Below are 25356 nucleotides of genomic sequence, written 5' to 3' on the forward strand. Positions count from 1 at the left end.
GGCGATGACCGATGCCGCCGTCGCGCCGGGCGTCGAGGAGCTAGGCGCAGCGATCGCCAGATGCCGGCTCTGTCGCGACGCGCCCAGGGGCGGCCCGCAGTTCCGCCTGCCGCACGAACCACGTCCGGTTGCGGTGATTTCCGGCAAGGCTCGGATACTGATCGCGGGGCAGGCGCCGGGATTGCGGGTTCATGAAACCGGCCTGCCGTTCAACGATGCGTCCGGTGACCGGTTGCGAGACTGGCTGCAGGTCGGCCGCCAGGAATTCTACGATGCGGACCGGTTTGCGATCGTTCCGATGGGGTTCTGCTTTCCCGGTTATGACGCCAAGGGCAGCGATCTGCCGCCGCGGCGCGAATGCGCGCCGCATTGGCGCGAGCGGGTAATGGCGGCGATGCCGCAGGTCGAGCTTGTGCTGGCAATCGGCCAGTATGCGCAGGCGTGGCATCTAGGCCCTGCGCGGGGAAGGACGATGACCGAGACGGTCATGGACTGGCGACGCCATCTGGGGCGCAACGAGCAGCCGGCGATCCTGCCGCTGCCGCATCCGAGCTGGCGCAACACGGCCTGGCTCAAGCGCAATTCCTGGTTCGCCGAGGAATTGCTTCCCGAACTGCAAAAGCGTGTGAAAACACTTGCAGGCTGAAATCTTGTTCTTTCTTTTGCCACGAGAGTGGTTCAAATAGAAAATTCGTTTCAAAGAGGAATGCAATTCATGGACCGTCTCGACCGCAAGATCTTGCGCCTGCTGCAGGAGGATTCCACGCTGGCGGTGGCCGATCTTGCCAAGAAGGTCGGATTGTCCACCACACCCTGCTGGCGGCGTATCCAGAAGATGGAAGAGGATGGCGTCATCCGTCGCCGGGTCGCGCTGCTCGACCCCGTCAAGGTCAACACCAAGGTGACGGTATTCGTTTCCATCCGTACGAGCTCGCATTCGACGGAGTGGCTTAAGCGCTTCTCCGAAGTGGTGGTGGAGTTTCCCGAGGTGGTCGAATTCTACCGCATGAGCGGCGACGTCGATTATCTCCTGCGCGTGGTCGTTCCGGACATCGCCGCCTATGACGCGTTCTACAAGCGTCTCATCGCGCGCATCGAGATCCGCGACGTTTCGTCGAGCTTCGCGATGGAGCAGATCAAGTACACGACCGAACTGCCGCTCGACTACATGGCGGTCGACAATCAGAAATCCGCTGAAGACTGAGACAATGCGCTTTTGAGGCGTGGCTGCGGCGGTACGCCGCCGCCGAACTGCGGCGTGACGACGGAGGGACGATGCGAACGGAGCAGGGCGTGCTGCGCATGTCGATCGCGGCGACCGTCGCGGTCGCAGCCTTCGGTATCGTTTTCGGTCTGTTGTCCGGCTCTTTTTCCATCGTCTTTGATGGCATCTATGCGCTTGCCGACGCCGGCATGACCGTGCTGGCCCTGTGGGTGTCGGTGCTCATCGTCCGGTCTGTTCAGGGTGCTCCGAAGGGGCGGTTCGCGCGCCGCTTCACGATGGGCTTCTGGCACCTTGAGCCGATGGTGCTCGGCCTGAACGGCGTGCTTCTGATCGCCGTTTCCATCTATGCCTTCATCAATGCGATCGCGAGCATACTGAACGGTGGGCGCGAACTGGAGTTCGGGCTGGCGATCGTCTATGCGTGCGTGACGCTGGTCGCCTGCTTCGGCATGGCCGTCTATGGCTGGCGGGCGAACCGCAGCCTGCGTTCCGATTTCGTCGCCCTCGACGTGAAGGCTTGGCTGATGTCGGGCAGCATCACCGTGGCGCTGCTCATCGCGTTCCTGATCGGCTACGCGGTGCAGGGGACGGCGCATGACTGGATCGCGCCGTACGTGGATCCCGCCGTGCTGGCTCTGGTCTGCCTCGTGATCATACCCATGCCGGTCGGCACGGTGCGGCAGGCGATGGCGGACGTGCTCCTGCTGGCGCCGTCCGACCTGCAGGAGATGGTCGATCGTATTGGGGTGGAAACGGTGGCGAGGCACGGTTTCCTGTCCCATCGCTCCTATGTCGCGCGCGTGGGCCGTGCCCGTCAGATCGAACTCTACTTCATCGTCCCGCGCGGCATGGCGGCGAAGCGGATCGAGGACTGGGACGCGATCCGCGACGAGGTGGGCGAGGCGGTCGGCGGCGACATTGACAATCGCTGGCTGACCATCGCCTTTACCGCCGATCCGGAATGGGCGGAATAGGCCGAGGACGCAAGCCTCATTGCCGTCGGCCCGGATCGCGCGAAGGCGACCCGGAATCCGGGTGGACGTCAGCAGGTAGTGGCTACTTCCGTTCCAGTCGTGCGAGCAAGGATGAAGTGTCCCAGCGATTGCCGCCCATATCCTGCACGTCGCCATAGAACTGATCGACGACCGCTGTCACCGGCAGCTTGGCGCCGTTGCGCCGGGCTTCGGCCAGAACGATCCCGAGATCCTTGCGCATCCAGTCGACGGCGAAGCCGAAGTCGTAGCGTCCCTCGTTCATCGTCTTGTGACGGTTCTCCATCTGCCAGGAACCGGCGGCCCCCTTGGAGATGACCTCCACCACCTTTTCGATGTCGAGACCGGCGCGCTTGCCGAAATGAATGCCTTCGGCCAGGCCCTGGACGAGGCCGGCAATGCAGATCTGGTTGATCATCTTGGTCAGTTGCCCGGCGCCGGCGGCTCCCATCAGCCCGACCATGCGCGCATAAGCCTCGATGACCGGCCGGGCCTTCTCGAAATCCGCCTCGTCGCCGCCGCACATGACGGTGAGCGCGCCGTTCTCCGCGCCGGCCTGGCCGCCGGAAACCGGGGCGTCGATGAAGGCGCAGCCGCGTGCCTTGGCCGCCTCGTAGAGTTCGCGCGCCACTTCCGCCGAAGCGGTGGTGTTGTCGATCAGGATCGCGCCGGCCTTCATGCCCTGCAGGGCGCCGTCCTTGCCGGTCGTCACCTGCCTGAGATCGTCGTCATTGCCGACGCAGACGAAGACGAAGTCGGCGTCGCGGGCGGCCTCGGCCGGTGTGGGCGCTGCCGTGCCGCCATATTGCGTCGCCCATTTCTCCGCCTTGGCGGATGTCCGGTTAAACACAGTGACCGTGTGTCCGCCCTTGACCTTGAGGTGGCCGGCCATGGGGTAGCCCATGACCCCAAGACCGATGAAAGCGACGTTTGCCATGCTTGAGTTCTCCTCTGAACGTAGCCGAGGTGTACCGGATACGACGCGTCAGGAAAAGGGTGCGATGGACCTTCGCCGGACTACGGACCCGTCCCGGCAATAAGGTTTTGCGGGAGCAGCAAATAGCCGGCGAGGCCTGCGCCGATGCTGGCGAGCGTGGCAAGGCCGAGCCGGACGGCAAAGGTTCCCCTGCCCTCGATTGATCCGGCAAGCGCCACTTTTGTCAACATGTTGACGCAGGCGGCGATCAGGATGGCGTCCAGTGCTGTGGCAGGCGCGAGGCCGCTGGCGGTCATTCTGGCCGTGGAAAGGGTGATCGCATCGACGTCCATCAGGCCCGAGACGGCGGCGACGACGTAAAACATCGCAGGCCCCGCATAGTCGATGATCAGTTTGGACAGCCAGATGATCAGGCCGAGCAGCGCGCCGAACTGCAGGACGACGCGAAGCTCGAACGGGTTCTTCAGCTTCAGCGCCGGCGCTTGTGCATGGTTCGACGCGTGCCGGATCGACCAGAAGGCGGTCGCGAGCATGGCCAGCAGCGCCGGCATGAGCGAAACGGCGAGCGCGGCGGCAAGGTTCGGGGCAAGCAGTGCCGTGATGACGAGGACGCGGCCGAGGGAAAGGCTCCCGGCGATCATGGCGCCGGCAGCGAGTTGGCCCCCGTTCTCCGGGGTCTCCTTTGAGAAATTGGCGAAGGAGAGGGTCAGCGCGGTCGAGGAGACGAGACCGCCGGCAGCGCCCGCAAAGAGGATGCCGCGATGGGGTCCCGCCACGCGCACGGCGACATAGCCAGCATAGGAGAGGGCCGCGATCATGACCGTCATCAGCCACAGGCTGTGCGGGTTCAGCGCGTCCCACGGATCGACGGTTCGGTCGGGCAGAAGCGGCAGGGCGATCAGCGTCATGGCCAGAAGGACCAGCGCGGATCGCAACTCCAACCAGGTGAGCCGCCGCAGGAAGCCGTGCAGCCGTGTGCGGGCTGCCAGCATCGCCGCCGCCGCCACGCCGCCGGCGGCTGCGACTGCCTGGTCGCCTGTGACAGCGAGCGCGCCGAGCGCGAAGACGACGAGTGCCGCGACGTGGCCGGTGATGCTGTAGTCGCCGTCCTCGTTTGCTTCCCGCCACTTGAGGAGCGTGTAGATCGCGCCGACGAGGACAAGCAGCGATATTGCGAACATCGTTCCCATCGACGGCCGAAGATAGCCTGCAAGGCCGCCGAGCAGCCCGATCAGCGTAAACGTGCGTACGCCGGCGGTTCGCCCGCCGGAGCGGACCTCACGCTCCTGCCAACCCCGCTCGATACCGATGAGCAGCCCGATCGCGAGCGCCACCCCAAGGCGCTGAAAGGCTTCGACAGTGTCCATTTCGCCAGCATATCCGCGACGGCAGCCGGAGCAAGCTATTGAGGATCGCCTGGTTGCGTCTGCCCGTCGTTCTGAGGCGTGTCTTCGGGCTTGGCGTCCATGAGACGGACGGCCCTCGGGCCGAGAGAATCGGAGATGTCGTTCCAGATCAGCCGCAGGCGGCGGACATGGAGATCGTCGCCGATCCAGCGCATGACATGCTCGATGCATTTCGTGGTCTGCTCGGGACTGGTCCCGATGACCTTGCGCGCCCAGATGCAGAATTCGTCGATGGACGCGGGGCTGATCTTCCCATCTTCGATGATCATCGGATGACTATTGCCGATTTCCGCCACGGTACGCAGGTTGTTCGTCGCGGCAAAGAGGATCCCCGCATAGAGCGTGTCCACTTCATCAGGCTCGCCTTTGCTGTCGATCGCTCGTTCGAGGTCGAAGATAGTGCGGATGTTGAGCTCGCGCATCATCAGGAATTTTTCGATGCCGAGGATGTGGCAGAGCTGCGCCTGTGCGACCCAGTCGATGCACTGGTAGATGCCATAGGGAGACTCGATGTGCAGCATGATCGGATTTGCCGCTGCAAGGTTCTGAACATCGTAGATGCCGCAATCCTCGAGCCGGAAACGCGTCGCAAAGTCGATACCGTCGATCACGTCCATCGGGGTGATACGCGTCACCTTCTCGAATCGGTCGTCCTCTGATTTGAACCAGCTGATCAGATTTCGCGTCTTGGTGTAGACGAACTGTGTTGCCGAGCGCGGTGTGAGGCCGAGAATGGGAGCCAGAGCGATCCAGACACCGGAGATCTGCCCGGTATGTTCAGGTGCCGTCGCATCGCTGTTGAGCGGGGCCAACAGCCAGAAGGGATCGGGAAGGGCGGCGAAGGCTATCATGGCAAAGACGCTGGCGGCCAGGATTTCGCAGCTGTACTTGATGAAGGTGAAGGAGCCGAGATCGTAGACCGACAGATTGCGCAGGAAGTTGCGAACGGCGCCGACATAGGCGCCCGCAAAGGCCAGTGCCCCGATGACGATCAGATTGTCGAAACTCAGCCTCCGCCCGTCGTCCGGCACGGCGGCGACGGCGGCGGGGCAGGCTGTGAATGCCGTGGTTGCGCAGGCGCAGGTCGCATTATCGAGACCGCAGCGCACCGCTGCCATCAATGCGTCGAAACCGACATAGACGATCAGCATCAGGCCGGTTGCCGAAACGAACAGGCCAAGATCCCGCCGGAGCCCCTGCCGGCGGATTCGGTTGAGCAGGTCGGTCAGCGGAACGCCGACAGGCAGAGGCGAGCGCGGATCCCATCCGTTCTCGATATCGACGTCTGAGAGATACTTGCTGCGCACAAACTCGAATGAGGGATTGATCCGCCTGTCTTGTCCCGATTCGAGAATGTGGCCGAACGTGTGTTCGAAGTCGTAGATCTGCCGAACCCGTTTCACCCGGATTTCCTGCCGGCTGAAAATGATCAGCGCCGGCGTCAGGATTGCGATCAGCAGCGCCCAGCCGTTGATATGATCCCATGCGTAAAGCAGTGGCCCCAGAATATATCCATAGGTCGCAATGTCGGATGCAGCCCCCGCGCCTTCCATCTGCGTCGCCCCCGCTAGCGAGATACAGGCGCAACTCTAGGAGGTTTCCTGCGTCCGTTCCAGAAACCGGACGCAATCAAGGGTTGCTTTACTGCTCTCCGCGGTAGCGGGCGATCAACAGATGGCCGGCGATGGGTTCGCCTTCTTCCATCCGGACGGTGATGTCGGAGATCTCGACGAGACCGAAGCCGGTGGCGTCGAGGCGCTCGCGGACGTAGCGCTCGGCGTGGGCGAAGCGCTGGTGCGGGCCGACCATGAAGCCCCGGCCGGCAAAGCTATCATCCGGCAGGGTCTCCGAGGAGAAGATGAAGAGGCCGCCGGGGACGAGATTGTCCGCAGCACCGAAGAACAGCGGCTCCAGCGCGCCGAGATAGGGCAGCACGTCGGTTGCGGTGATCAGGTCGAACGGCTCGTCATCGTTGTCGTCGAGGAAGTCCACGGCCTCTGAGACATAGAGCGTTTCGTAGAGATCCTTTTCATGGGCGACTTCGACCATGTTTTCCGACAGGTCGACGCCGGTGATGTCGTCGCACATGTCGCGCAGGGCGCCGCCGGTCAAGCCGGTGCCGCAGCCGAGATCGAGCATCCGCTTGAACGGGCCGAGCTCCAGCGCCTGCAGCCGCTGCCTCACCAGGACCGGCACGGCATAGCCGAGCTGTTCGACGAGCACATCCTCGAAGACTTCCGCGTGCTGGTCGAACAACGTCGCCACATAGGCGTCCGACGCCTTCTCCGGCGTATCGCCGCGTCCCATCGAAGCGAGGCGGACGGCAGCCCCGCCGTGATCTTCCGGATCGAGCGCCAGCACCTGCGCATAGGCCGCCGCCGCCGCATCGAAATCGCCGGACTTTTCCAGGGCAAGGGCGCGGTTATAGGCTTCCGCAAGCGCTTCTTCGTCGATCTTTTTCATGGCTGTCTCATAGGGCCGGCGAAGCCGTTTGGCAATGTGCGTGTCGGCGGTGCGCCTTCACGGCGTAAGCCGAAATTGACATTTCACAATCGGAACAAAGAGGGGCATCATTCCCTTCAACACAAATAGGAATATGGGAGGTGAAGATGCCTGGCGAGGTTGCGGCGTTCTCGACGCAGACAGAGACGGAGCTGGCGCGGTCTCCCGCACTGCCTGGCACGTCCATCGAGACGATCAACCTGATGGTGCACTACTATCGCGGCGAGATCGCGCGGATGGCGGGCTGGCGCGACAGGATCGACCGGACGACGAACTGGGCGATTACGGTTGTGGCGGCGCTGCTGTCGGTCTCGCTATCCACGCCGAGCTCCCACCATGGCGTTCTCCTGTTTGCTATGCTGCTGGTCTCGCTGCTGCTTCTGATCGAGGCCCGGCGCTATCGATTCTTCGACCTCTACCGCACGCGGGTGCGCCAGATCGAGAAGCGGTATTTCGCCGAGTTCCTGCATCCGCGCGGCGATCTGGCGCCCGACTGGGCCGCCTCGATCGCCAGCAGCCTGCGCAAGCCGCATTTTCTCATCAGCTATCGCAATGCCATGTGCCGGAGGCTCAGGCGGAACTATTCGTGGATGTATCTGATCCTGCTTCTGGCCTGGGTGCTCAAGATATCCTCTTCGATGATGACGGATGGAACCGGCACCTTCGACGTCGCCCTGTCGTTCAATCAGGTGCTGAAGAACGCCGCGCTCGGCCCCGTTCCCGGCGGCGCGGTCCTGGTGCTGGTGGCGTGCCTCTATGGCCTCATTCTGATCGGCGTGCTGCATCAGGACCGCGAGGAGAGTGAACGGGTGCGCGGCGAGGCGCATGTCTGACGGTCCGAAGAGATGGGCGGCGAGCGCTGCCAGCCCTGCCCATCGTCCCCGCGGACCGGCGCCCGTGCCTCACCGGTCAATGTATGATGAGCTCGCCCTTAAGGGCCCGCCATTCCGTCGCCGATATCAGCCTGCGATGGACGTAGCGCACCGAATGAAGCGGTCCGTCCAGTTCCTCCTGCCAAAATTTCAGGAATTGCCGCATTTCCGGGAAGTCCGGCGCCAGATCGTAGTGCTGCCATACGTAGGTCTGAAGCAGGGAAGGATGGTCGGGCATGCGGTAGAGGATCTGCGCCGTCGTCAGGCCGTATCCCTTGAGCTGCATTTCCAGTTCAGGTGTCATTCAGGACCTCATTTCATCGCGAATGATGGTCCTTATGATTGAGCCGTCACATCGGTTAATCAATTGCTGATTATCATCGATGAAAACAAATATTTCTTGGAAAACAATGCCTTGGCAGCATATCGGCGCGAGTGCTGCCAAGACCTCACTTTGCGCCTCAACGCTTGAGATGACGCGTCAGGCGGGCTTCAAGCCAGGCCCACAGGTTGCGGATGATTTCGACGATCATCAGGTAGAGAAGTGCTGCCCACAGATAGGTCTGATAGTCGAAGGTGCGCGAGAAGGCGCGCCGCGTCTCGCCCATCAGGTCGAAGACGGTGACGATCGCGACGATGGCGGAGCCCTTGATCATGAGGATGATTTCGTTGCCGTAGGGGCGAAGCGCGACGATAAGCGCCTGTGGAAGAATGACCCTGAAGAAGGTCACCCGCTTGGGCAGCCCGAGGGAGGCGGCGCCCTCGTGCTGGCCGCGCGGTACGCTTTCGATGGCGCCGCGCAGGATTTCCGCCTGATAGGCGGCGGTATTGAGCGTGAACGTCAGCAGCGCGCAGTTCCAGGCGTCGCGGAAGAAACCCCAGAGCCCGAGCGCCTTCAGTTCGGCCGAGAAGCTGCCGAGCCCGTAATAGACGAGAAAGAGCTGCGTCAGCAGTGGCGTGCCGCGAAAGAAATAGACATAGCCGTAGGCCAGCCAGGACAGGACCTTGTTGTTCGACATCCGGGCAAAGGCGATCGGCAGCGAAACGATCGCCCCGAGCGTCACCGACAGCGACACCAGCAGAAGCGTCACGCCGAGTCCGGACAGGTAGCTCGGCCCGTATTTGGCGAACTTGTCCGGATCCCAGCCGTCCACGACCGTCAGGAAGATGCCAACGGCCAGCGCAAGCCAGATGCCAAGGGCGACGCTGCCGAAAAAGCGGGAAAGCGTATAGGGCTGTGCCGGAGCAGGCGGCGGGGCCTGCGGCGGGATGAGGTTGGTGACGACGCTCATCGGCGCACCTCCGAACGCTTCACGCGGCTTTCAATGGCTGAAAAAGCCAGTGACGACAGGAAAGCAAGAACGAGGAACAGCGCGCAGGCAATGCCGTAGAACAGGAAGGCCTCCTTGGTGACGCGCGCGGCGATACCGGTCTGCCGCAGGATGTCGGAGAGGCCGACGACGGAGACGAGTGCCGTATCTTTCAGGAGCGCCATCCACAGATTGCCGAGGCCGGGAAGAGCGATGCGGACGAGTTGCGGCAGGATGACGAGGCGCATCGTGCGGCCATGATGCAGGCCGAGCGCGTAGCCGGCCTCGTATTGGCCGCGCGGTATCGCCTTGAAGGCGGACAGCAGCACTTCCGAGCAATAGGCGGAAAAGACGACGCCCAGCGCGATCATGCCGGCGAAGAAGGCATTGATTTCGATCGCGCCCTGATATCCCAGCGCGGACAGCAGGTTCTGCACGAGGATCTGAAGGCCGTAGTAGACGATGAACAGCGTCAGGAGTTCCGGCAGGCCGCGAAAGATGGTGGTGTAGATGTCGGCAGCCATCCGCAGCGAGCGTTCTTCGGATTGCTTCGCCAGCGCGATGAAGAAACCGATCAGAAGGCCGACCGGCAGCGTGGCGACGGCAAGGCTGGCGGTGACGAGAAAGCCGACCGCGATCTCATCGCCCCAGCCGGTGTCGCCGCAAGCCAGCAGGGTGCCCTCTGCGAACCAGCGAAACACGCCGGCGGGACCGCACAGGGGATCGATGAAACCTAAAAATGCGGAGACCGCCTCCGCTATGGCGGAAAAGAACCCGCTCATGCCAAAAGAACCCCCACGGCGCTTTGCGCTCGTCGTTAAGGCGCTTGTGAACGCCTTTCATTTCAGGCTGTTCTCAAACAAAAAAGACGGGAGGGCAAGCCCTCCCGTCCACAGAATGCGCTATAGGCCCTTACCGGGCCACAAAAACCCGGCATGGCCGGGCGGCCAGATCACTCGCCGTAGACGTCGAAGGGGAAGTACTTGGCGTTGATTTCCTGGTACTTGCCGCTGGCGCGGATCCCGGCGATCGCCTTGGTGAACTTGTCGGCAAGATCGGTCTCGCCCTTGCGCACGGCAATGCCGGCGCCGTCGCCGTTGATGACCGGATCGACCGGCAGCGTGCCGAGCAGCTTGCAGCATGCGCCGTCATCGCTCTTCAGCCATTCGGAAAGCACGACCACGTCGTCGATGACGGCGTCGATGCGGCCGTTCGCGATGTCGAGCTTGTACTCGTCGGCCGTCGGATAGAGCTTGAGCTCTGCACCCTTCATGTGCGCTTCGGCATAGTTGGAATGGGTGGTCGAGGACTGCGCGCCGAGCATCTTTCCGGCAAGCGCTTCCGGGGTCGCGGCGGTGATGTCGGAGTCCTTCGGGACCACGATCGCCGGCGGCGTGTTATAGTACTTAGCGGAGAAGTCGACCTTCTGCTTGCGCTCTTCGGTGATCGACATCGAAGCGATGATGGCGTCGAATTTCTTGGCTTCGAGGGCCGGAATGATGCCGTCCCAGTCCTGGGTGACGAAGGTGCACTCGGCCTTCATCTCTTCGCAAAGCGCCTTGGCAATGTCGATGTCGAAGCCGGTCAGCGTGCCGTCCGCTTCAAGATTATTGAAGGGCGGGTAGGCGCCTTCGGTTCCGATGATGATCTTTTCACCATCGGCCATCGCAGCCCCTGCCATCAGCGTGAAGACGGCGGCCGACGCGGCCATGGTGAGACGTTTTGAAATGCGCATTTCGATCCTCTCTTTTTTGATCCGGCGGGTTTGTTTTCATTTTCGCCGGTATGCGTACGGACGCCGGTGTGGTCCGATTGGGCAGATAATCGACTGCTTATTGAGCAAAAATCAACGGCTAATCGTATGACAAATGAAGCGCCGTCGCAGCCTTGTGGATTTCGGAACCGTTGGACGCGAGCGACGTTCATTCCGGGCCTGCATGAATGTGGAGGCAACGCAACGTTCATCGGCAGTTCAGCCGGTGTGGATAGGCTCGACATGACGAATCGGATCCTGCGGTTGAAACACAAAATCGCCCGGAATCACTGACTCACCGCTCGCCACGATGGGATCATCGGAGACAAGGAAGACATTATGGGTAATCGAACGAAACTGCTTGCTACGGTCGCACTGCCGATTGCGTCGATGCTGTTGCAGCCTGCCTATGCGGCTCCGTATCGCGCCATGCAGACGGTTGGAAACGAGCAGGGGGTGATTCTCGTCCAGTCGAATGACGGCGATCTTTCCGAAGAGGAGCAGCGCAAGCTGCGCCGCCAGCAGCGTCAGCAACAGGAACAGCAGGGCGGTCAGCAGCAGGAGCGCAAGAAGAACCGCGAGCAGGCGCAGGACGGCGAACAGAAGTCCGACCGCGAGAAGGCCCGCGAGGAGCGCCGCAAGCAGCGTGAAGCCCAACAGGGCGGCGGCAACGAAGAGCAGGGCAAGCCCAACCGCGAGCGCAAGCAGGCCGGACAGCAGGGCGACGGCCAGAACCGGCCGGCGCAGAAGGAGCAGCAGTCCGATCGCGAGAAGGCGCGCGAAGAGCGTCGAAAGCAGCGCGAGGCCCAGCAGGGCGGCAACGAAGAGCAGGGCAAGCCCAACCGCGAGCGCAAGCCGGCCGAACAGCAGGGCGACGGCCAGAACCGGCCGGCGCAGAAGGAGCAGCAGTCCGATCGCGAGAAGGCGCGGGAAGAGCGCCGCAAGCAGCGCGAAGCCCAGCAGGGCGGTGCCAACGAAGAGCAGGGCAAGCCCAACCGCGATCGCAACCAGGCTGAGCAGCAGGGCGACGGCCAGAACCGGCCGGCGCAGAAGGAACAGCAGTCCGATCGCGAGAAGGCGCGCGAAGAGCGTCGCAAGCAGCGCGAAGCCCAGCAGGGCGGCAACGAAGAGCAGGGCCGGCCCAACCGTGATCGCAACCAGGCCGAGCAGCAGGGCGACCGGAAGGATGCCGGCCAGAATCGCGGTGCGCAGGACCGAAACCAGGCCGATCGCGAGCAGTCGGACCGTGAAAAGGCGCGCGAGGAGCGCCGCAAGAAGGCCGAGGCGGACCGCGATCGCCGCACGTCGGAAGACAACCGCGAGCGCCCGCGCCGCGAACGTGATCCCGAACGCGAGCGCATTGCCCGCGACCCGTCGCGCACGACCGAGACGATCGACCTTCCCGTCGTGGGCGGCGCGGCCGTTCTCGACAGCGACAAGGACGCCGACCGCCGCGCCGGATCGCGCGAGTCCCGAGAGGAAAGCCGCAGGAAGCGCCAGGAAGAGCGCCGCAATGTCAACGTGCGCGTGCCCCGATCCGATGCCGACGCCCAGGTCGACCGAGACGGCAACCGCCGCAGCTACGAGCGTCGGGAAGCGATCGACCGCGAGCGTGGCGAGCGGCGCGACCGCAGGCCGAACTATCGCGATCCGGACAACGTGCGCATCGGCCGGCGCGAGGACAATCGCGTCATCTACAACATCGACAACCGCACCTTCGTGCGCCACTACGACAGCGACCGCCTGTCGCGCCGGGGGGGCGACACCTATTACGAGACCCTGCGCGGCGGACGCGTCCGCGAGACGATCGAGCGTCCCGGTGGCGTCCGGGTGGTAACGATCCGCAACGAGTACGGCACCGTCATCCAGCGCTCGCGCTTCGTCGGCGATCGCGAATATGTGCTCTACTACGTGCCGGAGGTCGACTATGTGGATGACCGCCCGTTCTACGATCCCGGTCTCGACCTGCCGCCGATGCGGCTTGGAATTCCGGTCGATGAGTACATCATCGACACGTCGTCCGACTATGACCGTGACTACCGCGCGTTCCTCGATCTGCCGCCGGTGGAACCGGTTGAACGCGTCTACACGCTGGACGAAGTGAAGTATTCGGCGCGTATCCGCGACAAGGTCCGCCGCATCGATCTCGACACGATCACGTTTGCGACCGGAAGCGCCGACATATCGATGGAGCAGGCCTCGACGCTGCGCCGCGTCGCCGATGCGATCAACGACCTGCTTGATCAGGATCCAAGCGAGACCTTCCTGATCGAAGGTCACACCGACGCGGTCGGCTCGGACGAATCGAACCTGATCCTTTCCGACGAGCGGGCGGAATCGGTGGCAAACGTTCTGACCGACGTCTACGACATTCCGCCGGAGAACCTGTCGACGCAGGGTTATGGCGAGCGCTATCTGAAGGTGACGACGGACGGGCCGGAACAGCTCAATCGCCGCGTCACCATCCGCCGGGTTACCCCGCTGGTGAAGCCGGTCGCATCAGCCGAATAGGCATGGCACCACGAAATGACCTCGCGGCCGCCGGAGCGATCCGGCGGCCGTTCTATGTCCGGCTTTTGGCCGCATCCAGCCCCACGGTGCGAATGACGAAGTCAGCGATCGCGTCCGTATCGTCGAGATCGAAGACGGGCAGAGCGCTGTCTTCGACGCGATGGTCGGCGGCGATCGCCACAATGTGGGGATCTTGCGGCGCCAGCGGCGTCCGGTTGGCAGCCTCCAGCCGCCGCGCCTCGATCTTGGGGATCGGCTCGCGCTTGTAGCCCTCGATCAGCACCAGGTCGCAGGGAGCGATCCGGGCGAGGATATCCTCGAAGCTCGGTTCAGGCTCGCCACGCAACTCGTGCATGATGGCAAAGCGGGTGCCGGATACGATGGTCACTTCATGCGCGCCCGCCTGGCGGTGGCGGTAGCTGTCGGCGCCGACCTTGTCGATATCGAAGTCGTGATGCGCATGCTTGATGGTCGACACACGGTAGCCGCGCGAGACGAGCGTCTCGACAAGGCGCACGGCAAGCCCTGTCTTGCCGGAGTTCTTCCAGCCCGCGATGCCGAAAATCCGGGGACGTGTTGCCGTCATGGGTCGAGTGCTCCCAGCCAGTGCTGCGCGGCGACCAGATCGGCCGGCGTGTTGACGTTGAAGAACGGATCGAGCCGGCCAAGCCCGGTCTCGTGGTCGGCAAAATGCACCTCGGTAGCCCCATGGCGGGCGAGCCAGTCGCGCAGCCGGAGGCTGCGCCCACTGCTCAGCCAGTGTTCCAGGTCGTCGGCAAGCGCAAGCGGCCAGAGCCCAAAGACCGGATGCAGGCCGCCGCTGGAGGCGGCGACGGCGATGCGGTCGGGGCGGTCGATTGCACCGGCAAGCCTGGCGACGAGATCGGTCGGAAAGAACGGGCTGTCGATCGCAACGGTCACCACATGCGAAGAGGACCATGAGGCGACGCCGGCATAACGGAGCGATGCCAGGATGCCGGCGAGCGGCCCGCTGCGGCTGTCGTCCAGATCGCTGAACACGGAGAAGCCGAGCGCCTCCAGTTCAGGCGGCCGGTCGTTGGCGTTGATCGCGACGGCGGTAACCTGTGGCGTCAGCCGGCGGGTGGCGCGAAGGACAAGCGATTCGGGTCCGAACGGCAGGAGCGCCTTGTTGCGCCCCATGCGGCTGGAGCGGCCTCCCGCAAGCACGACACCGGGAAATGCCGTGCCGCTGTCTGCCGAACTCTGTAATGCCTTCATTCCTCAAATGCCTCGGGCCATCCATATGAGTCTGCGACAGAAGTTATAGCAAGTCTTGTCTCTTTCCGCTGTCTATGCAGGCCGCCGCGGCGATCGGGGACCGATCCGCGGGGGCTGCTGCAGATGGGAAGATGCTGCAATGCACGCTTCGCATTTCGTTAATGTTCGCGTCCTATCGTTACGTCACCCGAAAGACCTTCGCATGATGCGACGGATGGCCGGTGCGCGCGATTTTTCTCGCAGCGACCGTCGCTTGTTCTTTTCTGCTGTTGCGCCCGAGTTTGCGCCGGCGACCTATCCGCAGGACCGGCGATCCTGCCATTCACGGGGATGCAATCGGACAGAAGAAAAATATCCGGGGAACCCATGTCCATTATCGATCGCATGCTGCAGCGCCGCCGCATCGTCACCAAGGTGCTGCTTTTCGTCATTCCGCTGGTGGTCCTCATCGCCGGCATCGGTCTCGTCGGGTTCTTTACCGCCCGGACGCTGAACGGACACATGACCGTAACGCGCGAGACCATCAACAGCCTGTCGGACTTCCAGAAGCTCAGGACGGCGCTGCAAGACTTCGTCGACGAGCCTACGGAAGAAAATCGCGACGCGCTGAGCGCGCGCGTGGACGATCAGAATGCCGGAATCGGGACCCTCAACGATCTGCTGCCGGAACAGGCCGTGAAGGACAAGATCGCCTCGGTCGTTGCGCTTGCGCCGAAGATGCGCGAAGAGACCGACCTTCTCTGGTCCATCAAGGTGGAGCAGGACAAGATCACCAACGATCTCGAGTCAGCCCTTTCCGGGCTGGCCGAACAGGGGCAGTTCGCCGAAAAACAGATCGGCGTGATCCGCAGCGAATCCGACGAGAAGGAAAAGTTCGCCCGCACGCTTCTTTTCGATGCGGCCGCATATCAGGGGCTCGCAGAGCGGGTCGGCAAATTCCGCAAGCCCGTTGCGCTTGCCATGAAGGCGGAAGACAAGGTCAAGGCCGCGCAGACCTATCTGCCTGCGCTGATCAAGCAGGTCGGCGAATCCGAAAAGATCGCCTCGCCCAAGGCGCTGGGGCAGTTCGCGCTGCTGAAGCGGGAGATCGAAGCGATCCAGAAGGTTCTGGCAAGTGCGGACGACGCAGAAGCCAAGAAGCAGGCCTTCACGCCCATACTCTCCAAGCTTTCGAAGTACGATGCCGATTTCGTAAAGGCGGCCCAGGAGAATTCGGACCTCGCGGCAAAGCGGTTTGTGACCATGGATGCAGAGATTGGCCTGCTCAAGTCGCTGATTTCGATCATGAACGACACCTTTACCAATATCGACCGGACGCGACTGCACATCAGCGAGCTTCACCGCAAGCTCGACCAGGAGAGCCGGGATCTGATCCTTGCAGATGTGCAGGCCGTCGCGGCGAGTGCTGCCCAGCTTTCCGAGCTTGGCGCCCGCAATGCGGCGCTGCGCGATCTTTCCGGGCGCATCGCGCCGCATCTTGCGGCGATCGAGGATGGGTCACAGGCTCTGATCGATGTCGGCCAGCGCTGGCGCGACGCGCGCAGCCTCGGCCGTTCGCTCGTCGCCGACGCCAGCCAGACATTGGAGGCCTTCGTCAGCCGCGCCCAGGAGGCAGGCAAGCGCGACAGCCAGCGTTCGGCCGATGTCTCCATCATCGCAATGGTGGCGGGAACGTTGCTTGCGATCATCGGCGGCCTGATGCTGGTCGAGACCTTGCGCGGCCCGCTGAAGCGGGTGACCGAGGTGATGTCCCGCCTTGCCAGCGGCGATCTCAACGTGCCGATCGAAGGCCGCAACCGCGGCGACGAGATCGGCGACATGGTCCGCTCCGTGGCCGTGTTCCGCGATGCCGCAGTCGAGAACGTCCGGCTTGAGCAGGAGGCCGAGGCGCAGCGGGCGCAGACGGCGCAGGAGCAGGCCCGGCGCGCCGCCGAGCAGGCGCGCATCGAGGCCGAGCAGATGGAAGCGCTCACGGCCCTCTCCAACGTGCTCGGCAAGCTTGCCGAGGGCGACCTGGAGGAAAGCATGACCGAGACGCTGGCTGCGGAATACGTGACCATGGCCCGCACCTACAACAATGCGGTCGAAGCATTGCGGGCAACGCTGGCCGATGTCCGGGCGACGACCCTGGAGATCAACGGCGGCGCCGGAAATCTCGCGACTTCCGCCGACGACCTGGCGCGGCGGACGGAGCAGCAGGCGGCAGCTCTGGAGGAAAGCTCCCGTGCGCTTCGCCAACTGACCGACATTGTCCGCTCGACGGCCGAAAGCGCCCAGCGCACCGCGCTCTCCGTGGACGAGACGCACGACTATGCGATCCGCTCCAGCGCGGTCGTGACCAAGGCGGTGGAGGCGATGGCGCAGATCAACACATCTTCCGAGAGGATCAGCACGATCATCGGTGTCATCGACGAGATCGCCTTCCAGACCAACCTTCTGGCGCTCAATGCGGGCGTGGAAGCCGCGCGCGCCGGCGAGGCGGGGCGGGGATTTGCCGTGGTCGCCCAGGAAGTGCGTGAACTGGCGCAGCGCTGCGCTGGAGCTGCGCGCGAGATCAAGGGGCTGATTTCGGACAGCTCCGCGCAGGTCCGAAACGGCGTGTCGCTCGTGGAAGAGACCGGCAATGCACTGTCGGTCATCAACGAGCACATCTCGACGATCCACCAGCTTGTCGGAAATATCGAGCAGGCGGCGGCCGCACAGTACGAAGGCCTGAACGAGGTGAATGCCGCAGTGCATCAGGTGGAACTGATTACCCAGCAGAATGCGACCATGGTGGAGGAAAACACGGCCGAAATTCACGGGCTGCGCCGGCGCGTGGAACTGCTCAACCAGAAGATCGACCGCTTCAAGATGCGCGATTTCGATGGCAGGCGCGAGGGCTATCGGGATCACTACGCCGCCTGAACCAAGCGGCGTGCAGCAACAGAAAGCCCCGGCGAAGTTTCGCGCCGGGGTTTCCAGCGAAAGGTTAGCCGCCGGTAACGCTCATGTGGCGCGCGACGGCCGGCCGCCGGTTGCGGTCTATGATGAAGTCGTGACCCTTCGGCTTGCGCGTGATCGCTTCGTCGATCGCCTGCGAAAGGAGCGCATCGTCCTCGGAGGCACGGAGCGGAAGGCGCAGGTCGGCGGCGTCGTTCTGGCCGAGGCACATGTAGAGCGTGCCCGTGCACGTCAGGCGCACCCGGTTGCAGCTTTCGCAGAAATTGTGCGTCATCGGCGTGATCAGGCCCAGACGGCCACCGGTTTCAGCCACGCGGACATAGCGCGCCGGCCCGCCGGTGCGATAGTCGATGTCGGTCAGGGTAAACTCTTCGCCAAGGCGCTGGCGCATCTCCGACAAAGGCAGGTAATGCTCCGTGCGGTCTTCGTCGATTTCGCCCATCGGCATGGTTTCGATCAGGGTCAGGTCCATGTCGCGGCCGTGCGCCCAGCGCAGCATTGCCGGGATCTCGCGATCGTTGAAGTCTTTCAGCGCGACGGCGTTGAGTTTGACCTTTATGCCGGCTGCCTGCGCCGCATCGATGCCTTCCAGCACCTTCTGAAGGTCGCCCCAGCGGGTGATGGCGCGAAACTTGTCCGGGTCGAGCGTATCGAGCGAGACATTGATGCGGCGAACGCCGCAATCGGCAAGCTCGGCGGCATGCCTGGAAAGTTGCGATCCGTTCGTCGTAAGCGTGAGTTCGTCGAGGCGGCCGGCCTCGACATGGCGGCCAAGCTCGCGCACCAGGAACATGATGTTCTTGCGCACCAGCGGCTCGCCACCGGTCAGTCGAAGCTTACGAACCCCCTTGTGGATGAAGGCGGAACAGAGCCGGTTCAGCTCCTCCAGCGTCAGCAGATCCTTCTTCGGCAGAAACGTCATGTTCTCCGCCATGCAATAGGTACAGCGGAAGTCGCAGCGATCGGTGACGGAGACGCGCAGATAGGTGACGGCGCGGCCGAACGGATCGACCATCGGCGCGTCCGAGTGTAGAAGCGCCTTCGCCCTGTCCATCGTGCCTGCGAAACTGTTCAATTCCATGCTCCGTTCTGATCCGCAATGTTGGCCGGTCGCCGTCAACCGTCAAGGCCAATCCATGCATTATCTCACGAAATTGAACCTTGCCTACGTCCCGTTCGCGTCATACTGCTGCCCGGGCATGCACGGAGAGCGATGATGAGCGAGCACTGGCCGACGGAATTACGGGTATCGAAGGATCGTCGCTGCCTGACCGTCGCCTTCGACGACGGACAGCGCTTCGATCTATCTGCGGAAATGCTGCGCGTGCTTTCGCCGTCGGCGGAAGTGCAGGGGCACGGTCCCGGCCAGCGCGTCACCGTGCCCGGCAAGCGAAACGTCGCCATCCTCGCCGTTACGCAGACGGGCAACTACGCCGTGCGGATCGGCTTCGACGATCTCCACGAGACGGGCATCTACACGTGGAGCTATCTGCGCGAACTGGGTGAGAAGGGCGATGAGCTCTTCGCCGCCTACGAGCGCGAACTGGACGAAAAGGGGATGACCCGCGACCGCGCCGAGAGGCCTCGCTAGGCTTTCCCGGTCGCGTCCGTCATTTCAGGCCGTAGCGGTCGGGCATGAGGGACTCGGTGCGTCAGACAGAAGCTTCACTGTTGTGCGCCTGTCATGAGAGAGTGCGATCGCGGAGCGAACCCATTGACTGGAGCAAAGCATGACGGTCGTCACATCCGTGGAACAACTGAATGAACTTTATGGCGAGCCCGGCGAAGCCTCGCTGGTCAAGGTCACGAATTTTCTGACGCCGGAATATCAGGCGATGATCGAGGCTTCGCCGTTCATGACGCTGGCGACGGTCGGACCGGAGGGGCTCGATTGTTCGCCGCGCGGCGACGCTGGTCATGTGATCCATGTCGAGGACGAACGCACGCTCATGCTGCCGGACTGGCGGGGCAACAACCGAGTCGATTCGCTTTCCAACATCGTCCGCGATCCGCGCGTCGGGCTGTTATTCCTGATTCCCGGGTCGAACACCACGATGCGCGTCAACGGTCGCGCCGTCCTGCGCATCGATGACGAACTGACCCGACGTTTCGAAATGGAGGGGCGCCACCCGCGATCGGTCGTCGTCATTACGGTGGACGAGGCCTATTCGCAGTGCGCGCGCGCAGTCCTGCGCGCCGACCTGTGGAACCCGGCGAAGCATCGCGATTCGGGCAAACTACCGAGTGTCGGACAGATGCTGGCTTCCGCCAAGAAAGGCTTTGACGGAGCGGCGTACGACAAGGAATGGCCCGGCCGCGCGGCGAAGACCATGTGGTAGGGCTAGCGCAGCTCGTCTTCTGGCGGGACGCGTGCCCCCGGAAATGCCTCTCGGCATCCGGAGGCACGCACCCAGGTGCCCCACCTGTCGCACGAACGCTGCAATGCCGGGAGGCCGTCGGGCGTTCAGTGCGATGAACAACTCCTAGCGTCCGGCGGGCTGCCTTGCGGTTTCCAGCGGAACTGCACGCAAAAGAAGGCGCCTTCCGGCGCCGTCGATCTGTCTGCAAGGTATCGAGATACGACCGAACACGGCGGCGGGCCGGCTACTTTCGATAGATGAGCCAGCTCTTGGAGAATTCCTTCTTCATGCCGTCCTCATAGGCCATCGTGCGATTGCGGCCGGCATTCTTGGCGCAATAGAGCGCAATGTCGGCCTTGCTGTAGAGTTCGGCCGGCGCTTCCGCTTCGGCTGCCATGCACAGGCCGAGCGAGATGGTGATGGGCCCATAGTTGACGCCGGTCTTGGAGTTCTTGAACGGCGTGTGTTCAAGCGCGATGCGGACCCGCTCGGCGATCGTCATGACCTCGTCCTGGTTGTTGCCCTCGATGATCATGGCGAACTCCTCGCCGCCGGTGCGTGCGATGAAGATGTCCTTACGCAGGCTGGCGCGGATGATGCTGCCGACCGAGGCGAGGATCTTGTCGCCGACGGGATGGCCATAGGTGTCGTTGATCTTCTTGAAATGGTCGATGTCCACGAGTACCAGCGCTGTGACGTTCAGCAGCATCGCATTGTCGTAGATCGCGGCCAGTTTGTCGTCGAAGGCCCGGCGGTTGGACAGTTGCGTCAGCGAATCCGTGTGGGCGATGCGCTTGTATTCGTCCAGTTCGCGGCGAACAACCGCCATTTCCAGCGACGTCTGCGTTACGTTCTCGACCATGTTGCGCCCTTGCGAGATCGAGTCTCCGGTGGCATCGGAGAGAACGTCGATCGCGCTGCGGATGATCTCGGTGCTGGTCGTGTTCTTGCTGCTGATGCGGCTGTAGGTCTCGTCGAGGATGCGGTTATAGCTTTCGAGCGAGTTCTGCTCCTGCTTGAGCAGGTGCAGCAGGCCTTCCAGTTGGGCGACCATCTTGGTGTGCGCGCCGTCTATGGCCTCGGCGCGGTGATGGTGGCCGAAGTACTGGCGGCCGATCGCGTCGAGCTCTTCCTGAGAGGCGCGGTTGCCGAGTGCGGCGATCTCCCGCGTCAACTTCGGATTGGAGCCGATATAGGCCTCATAGAAAAGCTCGTAGTTCCTGGGAATGGGAGCGATGCCCATGACGCGCATCGCATAGGTCACTTGCGCTGCGATGTCCGGTACCTGGACTTTCTGCGCAACGGACGTGTTCATCTTCCGCTCCTATCGGGTTCCCTTATTCTGGTGTGTCAAATTAGGGAGAAAAGATTTGGAAACGATTAACGATCTTGTGGTTGACGGCAGTCAGCCGGACAAAGAAATGCGGCCCGGCGGGATGTCCGCAGGGCCGCTGATGTTCCTTGCCGGTTGATGTTCTGCCGATCTCAGCCGGGCATGATCATCTTCTCAGGACGCACGATCGCGTCGAACTCCTCGTTAGTGACGTATCCGCCGCCGACCGCCTCTTCGCGCAGCGTCGTGCCGTTCTTGTGGGCCGTCTTGGCGATCTTCGCGGCGTTGTCGTAGCCGATCTTGGGGGCGAGTGCCGTCACCAGCATCAGCGAGCGCTCCAGCGCCGCCTTGATGTTGTCCTCGCGCGCCTCGATGCCGACGACGCAGTTGTCGGTGAAGGAGACGGCGGCGTCCGCAAGCAACTGGACCGACTGCAGGAAGTTGTAGGCCATCAGCGGGTTGTAGACGTTCAGCTCGAAGTGGCCCTGGCTGCCGGCGAAGGTCAGCGAGGTCTGGTTGCCGAAGACCTGGATGCAGACCTGCGTCAGCGCCTCGCACTGGGTCGGGTTGACCTTGCCGGGCATGATCGAAGAGCCTGGCTCGTTCTCCGGCAGCGACAGTTCGCCGAGGCCGGAGCGGGGGCCGGATCCGAGCAGGCGGATGTCGTTTGCGATCTTGAAGAGCGCGGCTGCGGCCGAATTGATGGCGCCGTGGGAGAAGACCATCGAATCGTGTGCTGCGAGCGCTTCGAACTTGTTCGGCGCGGTCTTGAACGCGAGGCCGGTGATTCCGGCGATTTCCTCGGCCACCTTCTCGGCGAAGCCGACCGGGGCGTTGAGTCCGGTTCCGACGGCCGTGCCGCCCTGTGCCAGTTCCATCAGGCCCGGCAGCGTCATCTCGATGCGCGCGATCGAGGAGGCGACCTGCGCGGCGTAACCGGAAAATTCCTGGCCGAGGGTGAGGGGGGTGGCGTCCTGGGTATGAGTGCGGCCGATCTTGATGATGTGGTCGAACGCCTTAACCTTGGCCTCGAGCGCCGCATGCAGGTGCTTCAGCGAGGGCAGGAGGTGATGAACGATGCGCTCGGCGCAGGCGATGTGCATCGCCGTCGGATAGGTGTCGTTCGACGACTGGCTCATGTTGACGTGGTCGTTCGGATGAACCGGCTTCTTGGAGCCCATCTCGCCGCCCAGCATTTCGATGGCGCGGTTGGAGATGACTTCGTTGGCGTTCATGTTCGACTGCGTGCCCGAACCGGTCTGCCAGACGACCAGGGGAAAGTGGTCGTCGAGCTTGCCGTCGATCACTTCCTGGGCTGCGGCGATGATCGCCTCGCCGACCTTCGGATCCAGACGGCCAAGAGCCATGTTGGCGCGCGCTGCCGCCTGCTTGACGATGCCAAGTGCGCGGACGACGGAAAGGGGCTGTTTTTCCCAGCCGATCTTGAAATTGCCGAGCGAACGCTGCGCCTGGGCGCCCCAGTAGCGGCTGTTGTCGACTTCGATGGGGCCGAACGTATCGGTTTCCGTGCGCGTTGATGTCATTTCGCTTCCCGCTTTGATCCATGCGTTGTACGGGTCGGCGCGCCGTCCGCCGCATGGAGGCGGGTGCCGCCGGACTGCGCGCTGCCTGCAATGGCACCGTGCCTCAAATCCGGGCATTCTCTGGCCCATAACGGCCGGCCTTGTAAAGAGGTCGGCGGGCTGCAGCACCTCAGTCTCGCGGTAAAATCGATTAGTGCGGATATCGCACCCGAAGGGGTGGACTTTCCACGTTTGAAGCTGTGGCCGATGCGCGACACTCGCGGCATTTCCTCAATCGTGCCATATCCGGACGGGTTTCGACTTCGGTTGCCGCCCCGGCTGTCACAGAACATTTGTCCTATTTTTCAAATGATTGCGCCCGCTGGTGCATCCATGTGCGCGATCCCGTGCCGGCGGCGTCGGGCGCGGTCGGCATGGTCGCGTTTCCTTTTCATTCACTATCCCGTCCTATAATTCCCGGACTCGCTCGCTCGGGTGCAAACCAGTTCGCCGCCACTACCGGCGGTACAGGGGAATGAAGCAGATATGACGTTCAAGAAGTCCACGGCGCTCACAGCGCTTATGATCACCTGCGCAGTTGCAGTTGTCGACGTGGCGCCTGCGCATGCGGCGCAGCCCAACCTTCTGGATCTCCTGTTCGGCAAGCGCAAGAAGCAGGAAGAGACACCGCCGCCGGGTGTCGCGGTCATGGGCCAGGCCGCCCAGCCGGCCCCGACCAAGCCCGCGCCGCTGCCACGCGTGATCGGACCGCGCTACTATAGCTACAAGGCGGAGCCGCTGAAGGCGATCGCGTTGGACCGGTTTTCCGATCCGGTGGTGACAGGTTCCATAGAGGATGGCGCCGTTGAAGTGGCGCAGCATACGCCCGAAGGCGACATCCGCCGCGAATTCTCTGCCGTCAAGGCTTTCGCTCCCGCAGAGAGTGCAAGGGCCGTCGAGGAGTTCTACACCCACAATCCGGAGCTCATCTGGATTTCCGGCAACCACATCAATGATCGGGCGCGCGCTGCCCTTGCAGTCCTTGCCGACGCCGGCTCTGTCGGTCTCGACCCGCAGGACTATGCCGTCGAAGTCCCTTCCGCGGTCTTCGACAGCGCAGATACCGCCGCGCGTTATCAGGAGCTCGCGACGTTCGAGGTCAATCTGTCTTCGGCTGTCGCGACCTATGTGCTCGACACGGTGCGCGGGCGGATCAATCCGAACCGGATTTCCGGCTATCACGATTTCAAGCGCAAGGAGGTCAACCTCGTTTCCGCGCTGAAGATCATGGCGCTGAGCCCTGACGTCGCGGCCTATCTGAAGAGCCGCGAGCCTTCCGGAAGCCATTTCCAGGCGCTGAAGGCCGAGTTGAAAGCACTGAAGGCCGAAGAAGAGGCGAGCGATCCCGTAGTCATCGCCGCCGGCACGCTTTTGAAGCCGGGCCAGAGCAATCCGGAACTGGCCAACATCGTCAAGGGGATCGTCCAGTACGGTTCCGCGGCCCTGAAGACCGAACAGGCCGCAACGATTGCAGCCTATGCCGGTACGCCGGAATACACGCCGGAGCTGGTGACCCTCGTCGAGGCCTTCCAGAAGGAACGCGGCCTGAAGCCCGACGGCGTCGTCGGCCGGGCGACCATCCGCCACCTGACGGGCGGCGACAGCGTCGCCGACAAGATCTTCAAGGTGAAGGTGGCGATGGAGCAGGCGCGCTGGCTGCCGGCAGAACTCGGCTCGCGATACGTCTTCATCAACCAGCCGGCCTATATGGCCTACTACCACGACAAGGATGCCGAGCAGTTTTCCATGCGCGTGGTCGTCGGCTCGAAGTCGAACCAGACCTACTTCTTCCAGGACGAGATCCAGACGGTGGAATACAACCCCTATTGGGGCGTTCCGCAGTCGATCATCATCAACGAGATGCTGCCGAAGCTGCGTTCCGACCCCTCCTATCTGGACCGGATGGGCTATCAGGTCGAGGTGAACGGGCGGGCAGTCGCCTCTTCGCAGATCAATTGGAATTCGACCAAGGGTGTCGCTGTCCGCCAGCCTCCCGGTGACGACAATGCGCTTGGCGAATTGAAGATCCTGTTCCCGAACGCGCATGCGATCTACATGCACGACACCCCCTCGAAGAGCTTCTTCAAGAAGGATATGCGGGCGCTGAGCCACGGCTGCGTGCGTCTCGCCGAGCCGCGCGTGATGGCGGCGGCGGTGCTCGGCACGACTGTGGATCAGGTCGGTGCGGAGATTGCCAAGGGTCGCAACAAGGCCGTCAGCGTGCCGGAGCGGATTCCCGTCTACGTCTCCTACTTCACCGCCTGGCCCAACAAGGACGGCAAGGTCGAGTTCTTCGAAGACGTCTATGGCCGCGACGACTACATGCGCAAGGCAATCGAGGCGACGCGCTCGGCCCGCCAGGTCCAGAGCTGACATCGCTGCAGCAGCGC

22 protein-coding genes are annotated in these 25356 nt (G+C 63.1%); 9 read left to right on the forward strand and 13 right to left on the reverse strand.

The features are described 5' to 3' along the window. Positions 1-4: 4 nt before the first annotated feature. From HV823_RS22060 to HV823_RS22070, 3 genes are all read left to right on the forward strand, one after another. Entirely contained in the window at positions 5-646 is a 642-nt protein-coding gene (locus HV823_RS22060; protein ID WP_176951855.1) for a uracil-DNA glycosylase family protein, read from the forward strand. A 69-nt stretch (positions 647-715) separates the two neighbouring features. Beyond that, positions 716-1204 (forward strand): Lrp/AsnC family transcriptional regulator, encoded by a 489-nt coding sequence (locus tag HV823_RS22065; RefSeq protein ID WP_097138740.1) that lies wholly within the window; start codon positions 716-718, stop codon positions 1202-1204. A gap of 71 nt (positions 1205-1275) precedes the next feature. Next, positions 1276-2199 carry a cation diffusion facilitator family transporter gene (locus HV823_RS22070; protein ID WP_176951856.1) on the forward strand — a complete coding sequence of 308 codons (924 nt, stop codon included), beginning with the start codon at positions 1276-1278 and terminating at the stop codon, positions 2197-2199. An 82-nt stretch (positions 2200-2281) separates the two neighbouring features. Here HV823_RS22070 and HV823_RS22075 read toward each other — a convergent pair whose 3' ends face one another. The 4 genes from HV823_RS22075 to HV823_RS22090 all read right to left on the reverse strand — a co-directional run bounded on the left by HV823_RS22075 (position 2282) and on the right by HV823_RS22090 (position 7023). Further along, positions 2282-3154, reverse strand: coding sequence for an NAD(P)-dependent oxidoreductase (locus tag HV823_RS22075; RefSeq protein ID WP_176951857.1), 873 nt, complete (start codon positions 3152-3154; stop codon positions 2282-2284). Between the two features lie 80 nt (positions 3155-3234). Next, positions 3235-4521, reverse strand: coding sequence for an MgtC/SapB family protein (locus HV823_RS22080; protein ID WP_176951858.1), 1287 nt, complete (start codon positions 4519-4521; stop codon positions 3235-3237). 35 nt (positions 4522-4556) lie between these two features. Further along, complete coding sequence (locus tag HV823_RS22085; RefSeq protein WP_176951859.1) at positions 4557-6113, reverse strand: hypothetical protein; 1557 nt, start codon at positions 6111-6113, stop codon at positions 4557-4559. A gap of 88 nt (positions 6114-6201) precedes the next feature. Further along, positions 6202-7023: a class I SAM-dependent DNA methyltransferase gene (locus tag HV823_RS22090; RefSeq protein ID WP_176951860.1), complete on the reverse strand. Its 822-nt coding sequence runs from the start codon at positions 7021-7023 to the stop codon at positions 6202-6204. Positions 7024-7169: 146 nt separating this feature from the next. On the opposite strand from HV823_RS22090, the gene HV823_RS22095 reads away from it, so the two are divergent. Further along, entirely contained in the window at positions 7170-7895 is a 726-nt protein-coding gene (locus HV823_RS22095) for a DUF2270 domain-containing protein (RefSeq protein WP_176951861.1), read from the forward strand. Between the two features lie 76 nt (positions 7896-7971). On the opposite strand, the gene HV823_RS22100 is transcribed toward HV823_RS22095, so the two are convergent. The 4 genes from HV823_RS22100 to HV823_RS22115 form a co-directional block, all read right to left on the reverse strand. Then, positions 7972-8238, reverse strand: a complete 267-nt coding sequence (locus HV823_RS22100; RefSeq protein WP_176951862.1) for an usg protein — start codon at positions 8236-8238, stop codon at positions 7972-7974. A 157-nt stretch (positions 8239-8395) separates the two neighbouring features. After that, positions 8396-9226 carry an ABC transporter permease gene (locus HV823_RS22105; RefSeq protein ID WP_176951863.1) on the reverse strand — a complete coding sequence of 277 codons (831 nt, stop codon included), beginning with the start codon at positions 9224-9226 and terminating at the stop codon, positions 8396-8398. After that, entirely contained in the window at positions 9223-10026 is an 804-nt protein-coding gene (locus HV823_RS22110) for an ABC transporter permease (RefSeq protein ID WP_176951864.1), read from the reverse strand. Before HV823_RS22110 ends, HV823_RS22105 begins: the two co-directional genes overlap by 4 nt. Positions 10027-10196: 170 nt before the next feature. Then, entirely contained in the window at positions 10197-10979 is a 783-nt protein-coding gene (locus HV823_RS22115) for an ABC transporter substrate-binding protein (RefSeq protein WP_176951865.1), read from the reverse strand. A gap of 357 nt (positions 10980-11336) precedes the next feature. Here HV823_RS22115 and HV823_RS22120 point away from each other — a divergent pair, with 357 nt between their 5' ends. Continuing rightward, positions 11337-13508 (forward strand): OmpA family protein, encoded by a 2172-nt coding sequence (locus HV823_RS22120; RefSeq protein ID WP_246301875.1) that lies wholly within the window; start codon positions 11337-11339, stop codon positions 13506-13508. Positions 13509-13560: 52 nt separating this feature from the next. Here the strand turns inward: HV823_RS22120 and mobB are convergent, their stop codons facing one another. Both mobB and mobA read right to left on the reverse strand, forming a co-directional pair. After that, positions 13561-14094: a molybdopterin-guanine dinucleotide biosynthesis protein B gene (gene mobB / locus HV823_RS22125; protein WP_176951866.1), complete on the reverse strand. Its 534-nt coding sequence runs from the start codon at positions 14092-14094 to the stop codon at positions 13561-13563. Further along, a complete protein-coding gene (gene mobA / locus HV823_RS22130; RefSeq protein ID WP_176951867.1) occupies positions 14091-14747 on the reverse strand; it encodes a molybdenum cofactor guanylyltransferase MobA in 657 nt (218 codons plus the stop codon). Before mobA ends, mobB begins: the two co-directional genes overlap by 4 nt. 366 nt (positions 14748-15113) lie before the next feature. Between mobA and HV823_RS22135 the strand changes: the two genes are divergently transcribed. Beyond that, positions 15114-17654, forward strand: a complete 2541-nt coding sequence (locus HV823_RS22135; protein WP_176951868.1) for a methyl-accepting chemotaxis protein — start codon at positions 15114-15116, stop codon at positions 17652-17654. A 64-nt stretch (positions 17655-17718) separates the two neighbouring features. On the opposite strand, the gene moaA is transcribed toward HV823_RS22135, so the two are convergent. Further along, the gene (gene moaA, locus HV823_RS22140) at positions 17719-18744 is read right to left on the reverse strand and encodes a GTP 3',8-cyclase MoaA (protein WP_176951899.1); all 1026 of its coding nucleotides are present in this window, start codon (positions 18742-18744) and stop codon (positions 17719-17721) included. 162 nt (positions 18745-18906) lie between these two features. Here moaA and HV823_RS22145 point away from each other — a divergent pair, with 162 nt between their 5' ends. Together HV823_RS22145 and HV823_RS22150 are read left to right on the forward strand one after the other, a co-directional pair. Beyond that, entirely contained in the window at positions 18907-19281 is a 375-nt protein-coding gene (locus tag HV823_RS22145; RefSeq protein WP_176951869.1) for a gamma-butyrobetaine hydroxylase family protein, read from the forward strand. Positions 19282-19420: 139 nt separating this feature from the next. Then, positions 19421-20029: a pyridoxamine 5'-phosphate oxidase family protein gene (locus HV823_RS22150; protein WP_176951870.1), complete on the forward strand. Its 609-nt coding sequence runs from the start codon at positions 19421-19423 to the stop codon at positions 20027-20029. Positions 20030-20294: 265 nt separating this feature from the next. Here the strand turns inward: HV823_RS22150 and HV823_RS22155 are convergent, their stop codons facing one another. Both HV823_RS22155 and fumC read right to left on the reverse strand, forming a co-directional pair. Beyond that, complete coding sequence (locus HV823_RS22155) at positions 20295-21365, reverse strand: GGDEF domain-containing protein (RefSeq protein WP_176951871.1); 1071 nt, start codon at positions 21363-21365, stop codon at positions 20295-20297. 170 nt (positions 21366-21535) lie between these two features. Further along, complete coding sequence (gene fumC / locus HV823_RS22160; RefSeq protein WP_176951872.1) at positions 21536-22927, reverse strand: class II fumarate hydratase; 1392 nt, start codon at positions 22925-22927, stop codon at positions 21536-21538. A gap of 525 nt (positions 22928-23452) precedes the next feature. Here fumC and HV823_RS22165 point away from each other — a divergent pair. Then, positions 23453-25339 (forward strand): L,D-transpeptidase family protein, encoded by a 1887-nt coding sequence (locus tag HV823_RS22165; RefSeq protein ID WP_176951873.1) that lies wholly within the window; start codon positions 23453-23455, stop codon positions 25337-25339. Positions 25340-25356: the final 17 nt, after the last annotated feature.

The organism is Mycoplana rhizolycopersici, assembly GCF_013378445.1.
GTDB classification, from domain to species: domain Bacteria; phylum Pseudomonadota; class Alphaproteobacteria; order Rhizobiales; family Rhizobiaceae; genus Mycoplana; species Mycoplana rhizolycopersici.

What these genes read in the sequence shown, in the direction of transcription:
- HV823_RS22165 (WP_176951873.1), top strand. Translation starts at nt 23,453, where the DNA reads ATGACGTTCAAGAAGTCCACGGCGCTCACAGCGCTTATGATCACCTGC.
- HV823_RS22095 (WP_176951861.1), top strand. Translation starts at nt 7,170, where the DNA reads ATGCCTGGCGAGGTTGCGGCGTTCTCGACGCAGACAGAGACGGAGCTG.
- HV823_RS22120 (WP_246301875.1), top strand. Translation starts at nt 11,337, where the DNA reads ATGGGTAATCGAACGAAACTGCTTGCTACGGTCGCACTGCCGATTGCG.
- moaA (WP_176951899.1), bottom strand. Translation starts at nt 18,744, where the DNA reads ATGGACAGGGCGAAGGCGCTTCTACACTCGGACGCGCCGATGGTCGAT.
- HV823_RS22105 (WP_176951863.1), bottom strand. Translation starts at nt 9,226, where the DNA reads ATGAGCGTCGTCACCAACCTCATCCCGCCGCAGGCCCCGCCGCCTGCT.
- HV823_RS22155 (WP_176951871.1), bottom strand. Translation starts at nt 21,365, where the DNA reads ATGAACACGTCCGTTGCGCAGAAAGTCCAGGTACCGGACATCGCAGCG.
- HV823_RS22110 (WP_176951864.1), bottom strand. Translation starts at nt 10,026, where the DNA reads ATGAGCGGGTTCTTTTCCGCCATAGCGGAGGCGGTCTCCGCATTTTTA.
- HV823_RS22085 (WP_176951859.1), bottom strand. Translation starts at nt 6,113, where the DNA reads ATGGAAGGCGCGGGGGCTGCATCCGACATTGCGACCTATGGATATATT.
- HV823_RS22060 (WP_176951855.1), top strand. Translation starts at nt 5, where the DNA reads ATGACCGATGCCGCCGTCGCGCCGGGCGTCGAGGAGCTAGGCGCAGCG.
- HV823_RS22090 (WP_176951860.1), bottom strand. Translation starts at nt 7,023, where the DNA reads ATGAAAAAGATCGACGAAGAAGCGCTTGCGGAAGCCTATAACCGCGCC.
- fumC (WP_176951872.1), bottom strand. Translation starts at nt 22,927, where the DNA reads ATGACATCAACGCGCACGGAAACCGATACGTTCGGCCCCATCGAAGTC.
- mobA (WP_176951867.1), bottom strand. Translation starts at nt 14,747, where the DNA reads ATGAAGGCATTACAGAGTTCGGCAGACAGCGGCACGGCATTTCCCGGT.
- HV823_RS22075 (WP_176951857.1), bottom strand. Translation starts at nt 3,154, where the DNA reads ATGGCAAACGTCGCTTTCATCGGTCTTGGGGTCATGGGCTACCCCATG.
- HV823_RS22115 (WP_176951865.1), bottom strand. Translation starts at nt 10,979, where the DNA reads ATGCGCATTTCAAAACGTCTCACCATGGCCGCGTCGGCCGCCGTCTTC.
- HV823_RS22080 (WP_176951858.1), bottom strand. Translation starts at nt 4,521, where the DNA reads ATGGACACTGTCGAAGCCTTTCAGCGCCTTGGGGTGGCGCTCGCGATC.
- HV823_RS22135 (WP_176951868.1), top strand. Translation starts at nt 15,114, where the DNA reads ATGTCCATTATCGATCGCATGCTGCAGCGCCGCCGCATCGTCACCAAG.
- HV823_RS22150 (WP_176951870.1), top strand. Translation starts at nt 19,421, where the DNA reads ATGACGGTCGTCACATCCGTGGAACAACTGAATGAACTTTATGGCGAG.
- HV823_RS22070 (WP_176951856.1), top strand. Translation starts at nt 1,276, where the DNA reads ATGCGAACGGAGCAGGGCGTGCTGCGCATGTCGATCGCGGCGACCGTC.
- HV823_RS22065 (WP_097138740.1), top strand. Translation starts at nt 716, where the DNA reads ATGGACCGTCTCGACCGCAAGATCTTGCGCCTGCTGCAGGAGGATTCC.
- mobB (WP_176951866.1), bottom strand. Translation starts at nt 14,094, where the DNA reads ATGACGGCAACACGTCCCCGGATTTTCGGCATCGCGGGCTGGAAGAAC.
- HV823_RS22100 (WP_176951862.1), bottom strand. Translation starts at nt 8,238, where the DNA reads ATGACACCTGAACTGGAAATGCAGCTCAAGGGATACGGCCTGACGACG.
- HV823_RS22145 (WP_176951869.1), top strand. Translation starts at nt 18,907, where the DNA reads ATGAGCGAGCACTGGCCGACGGAATTACGGGTATCGAAGGATCGTCGC.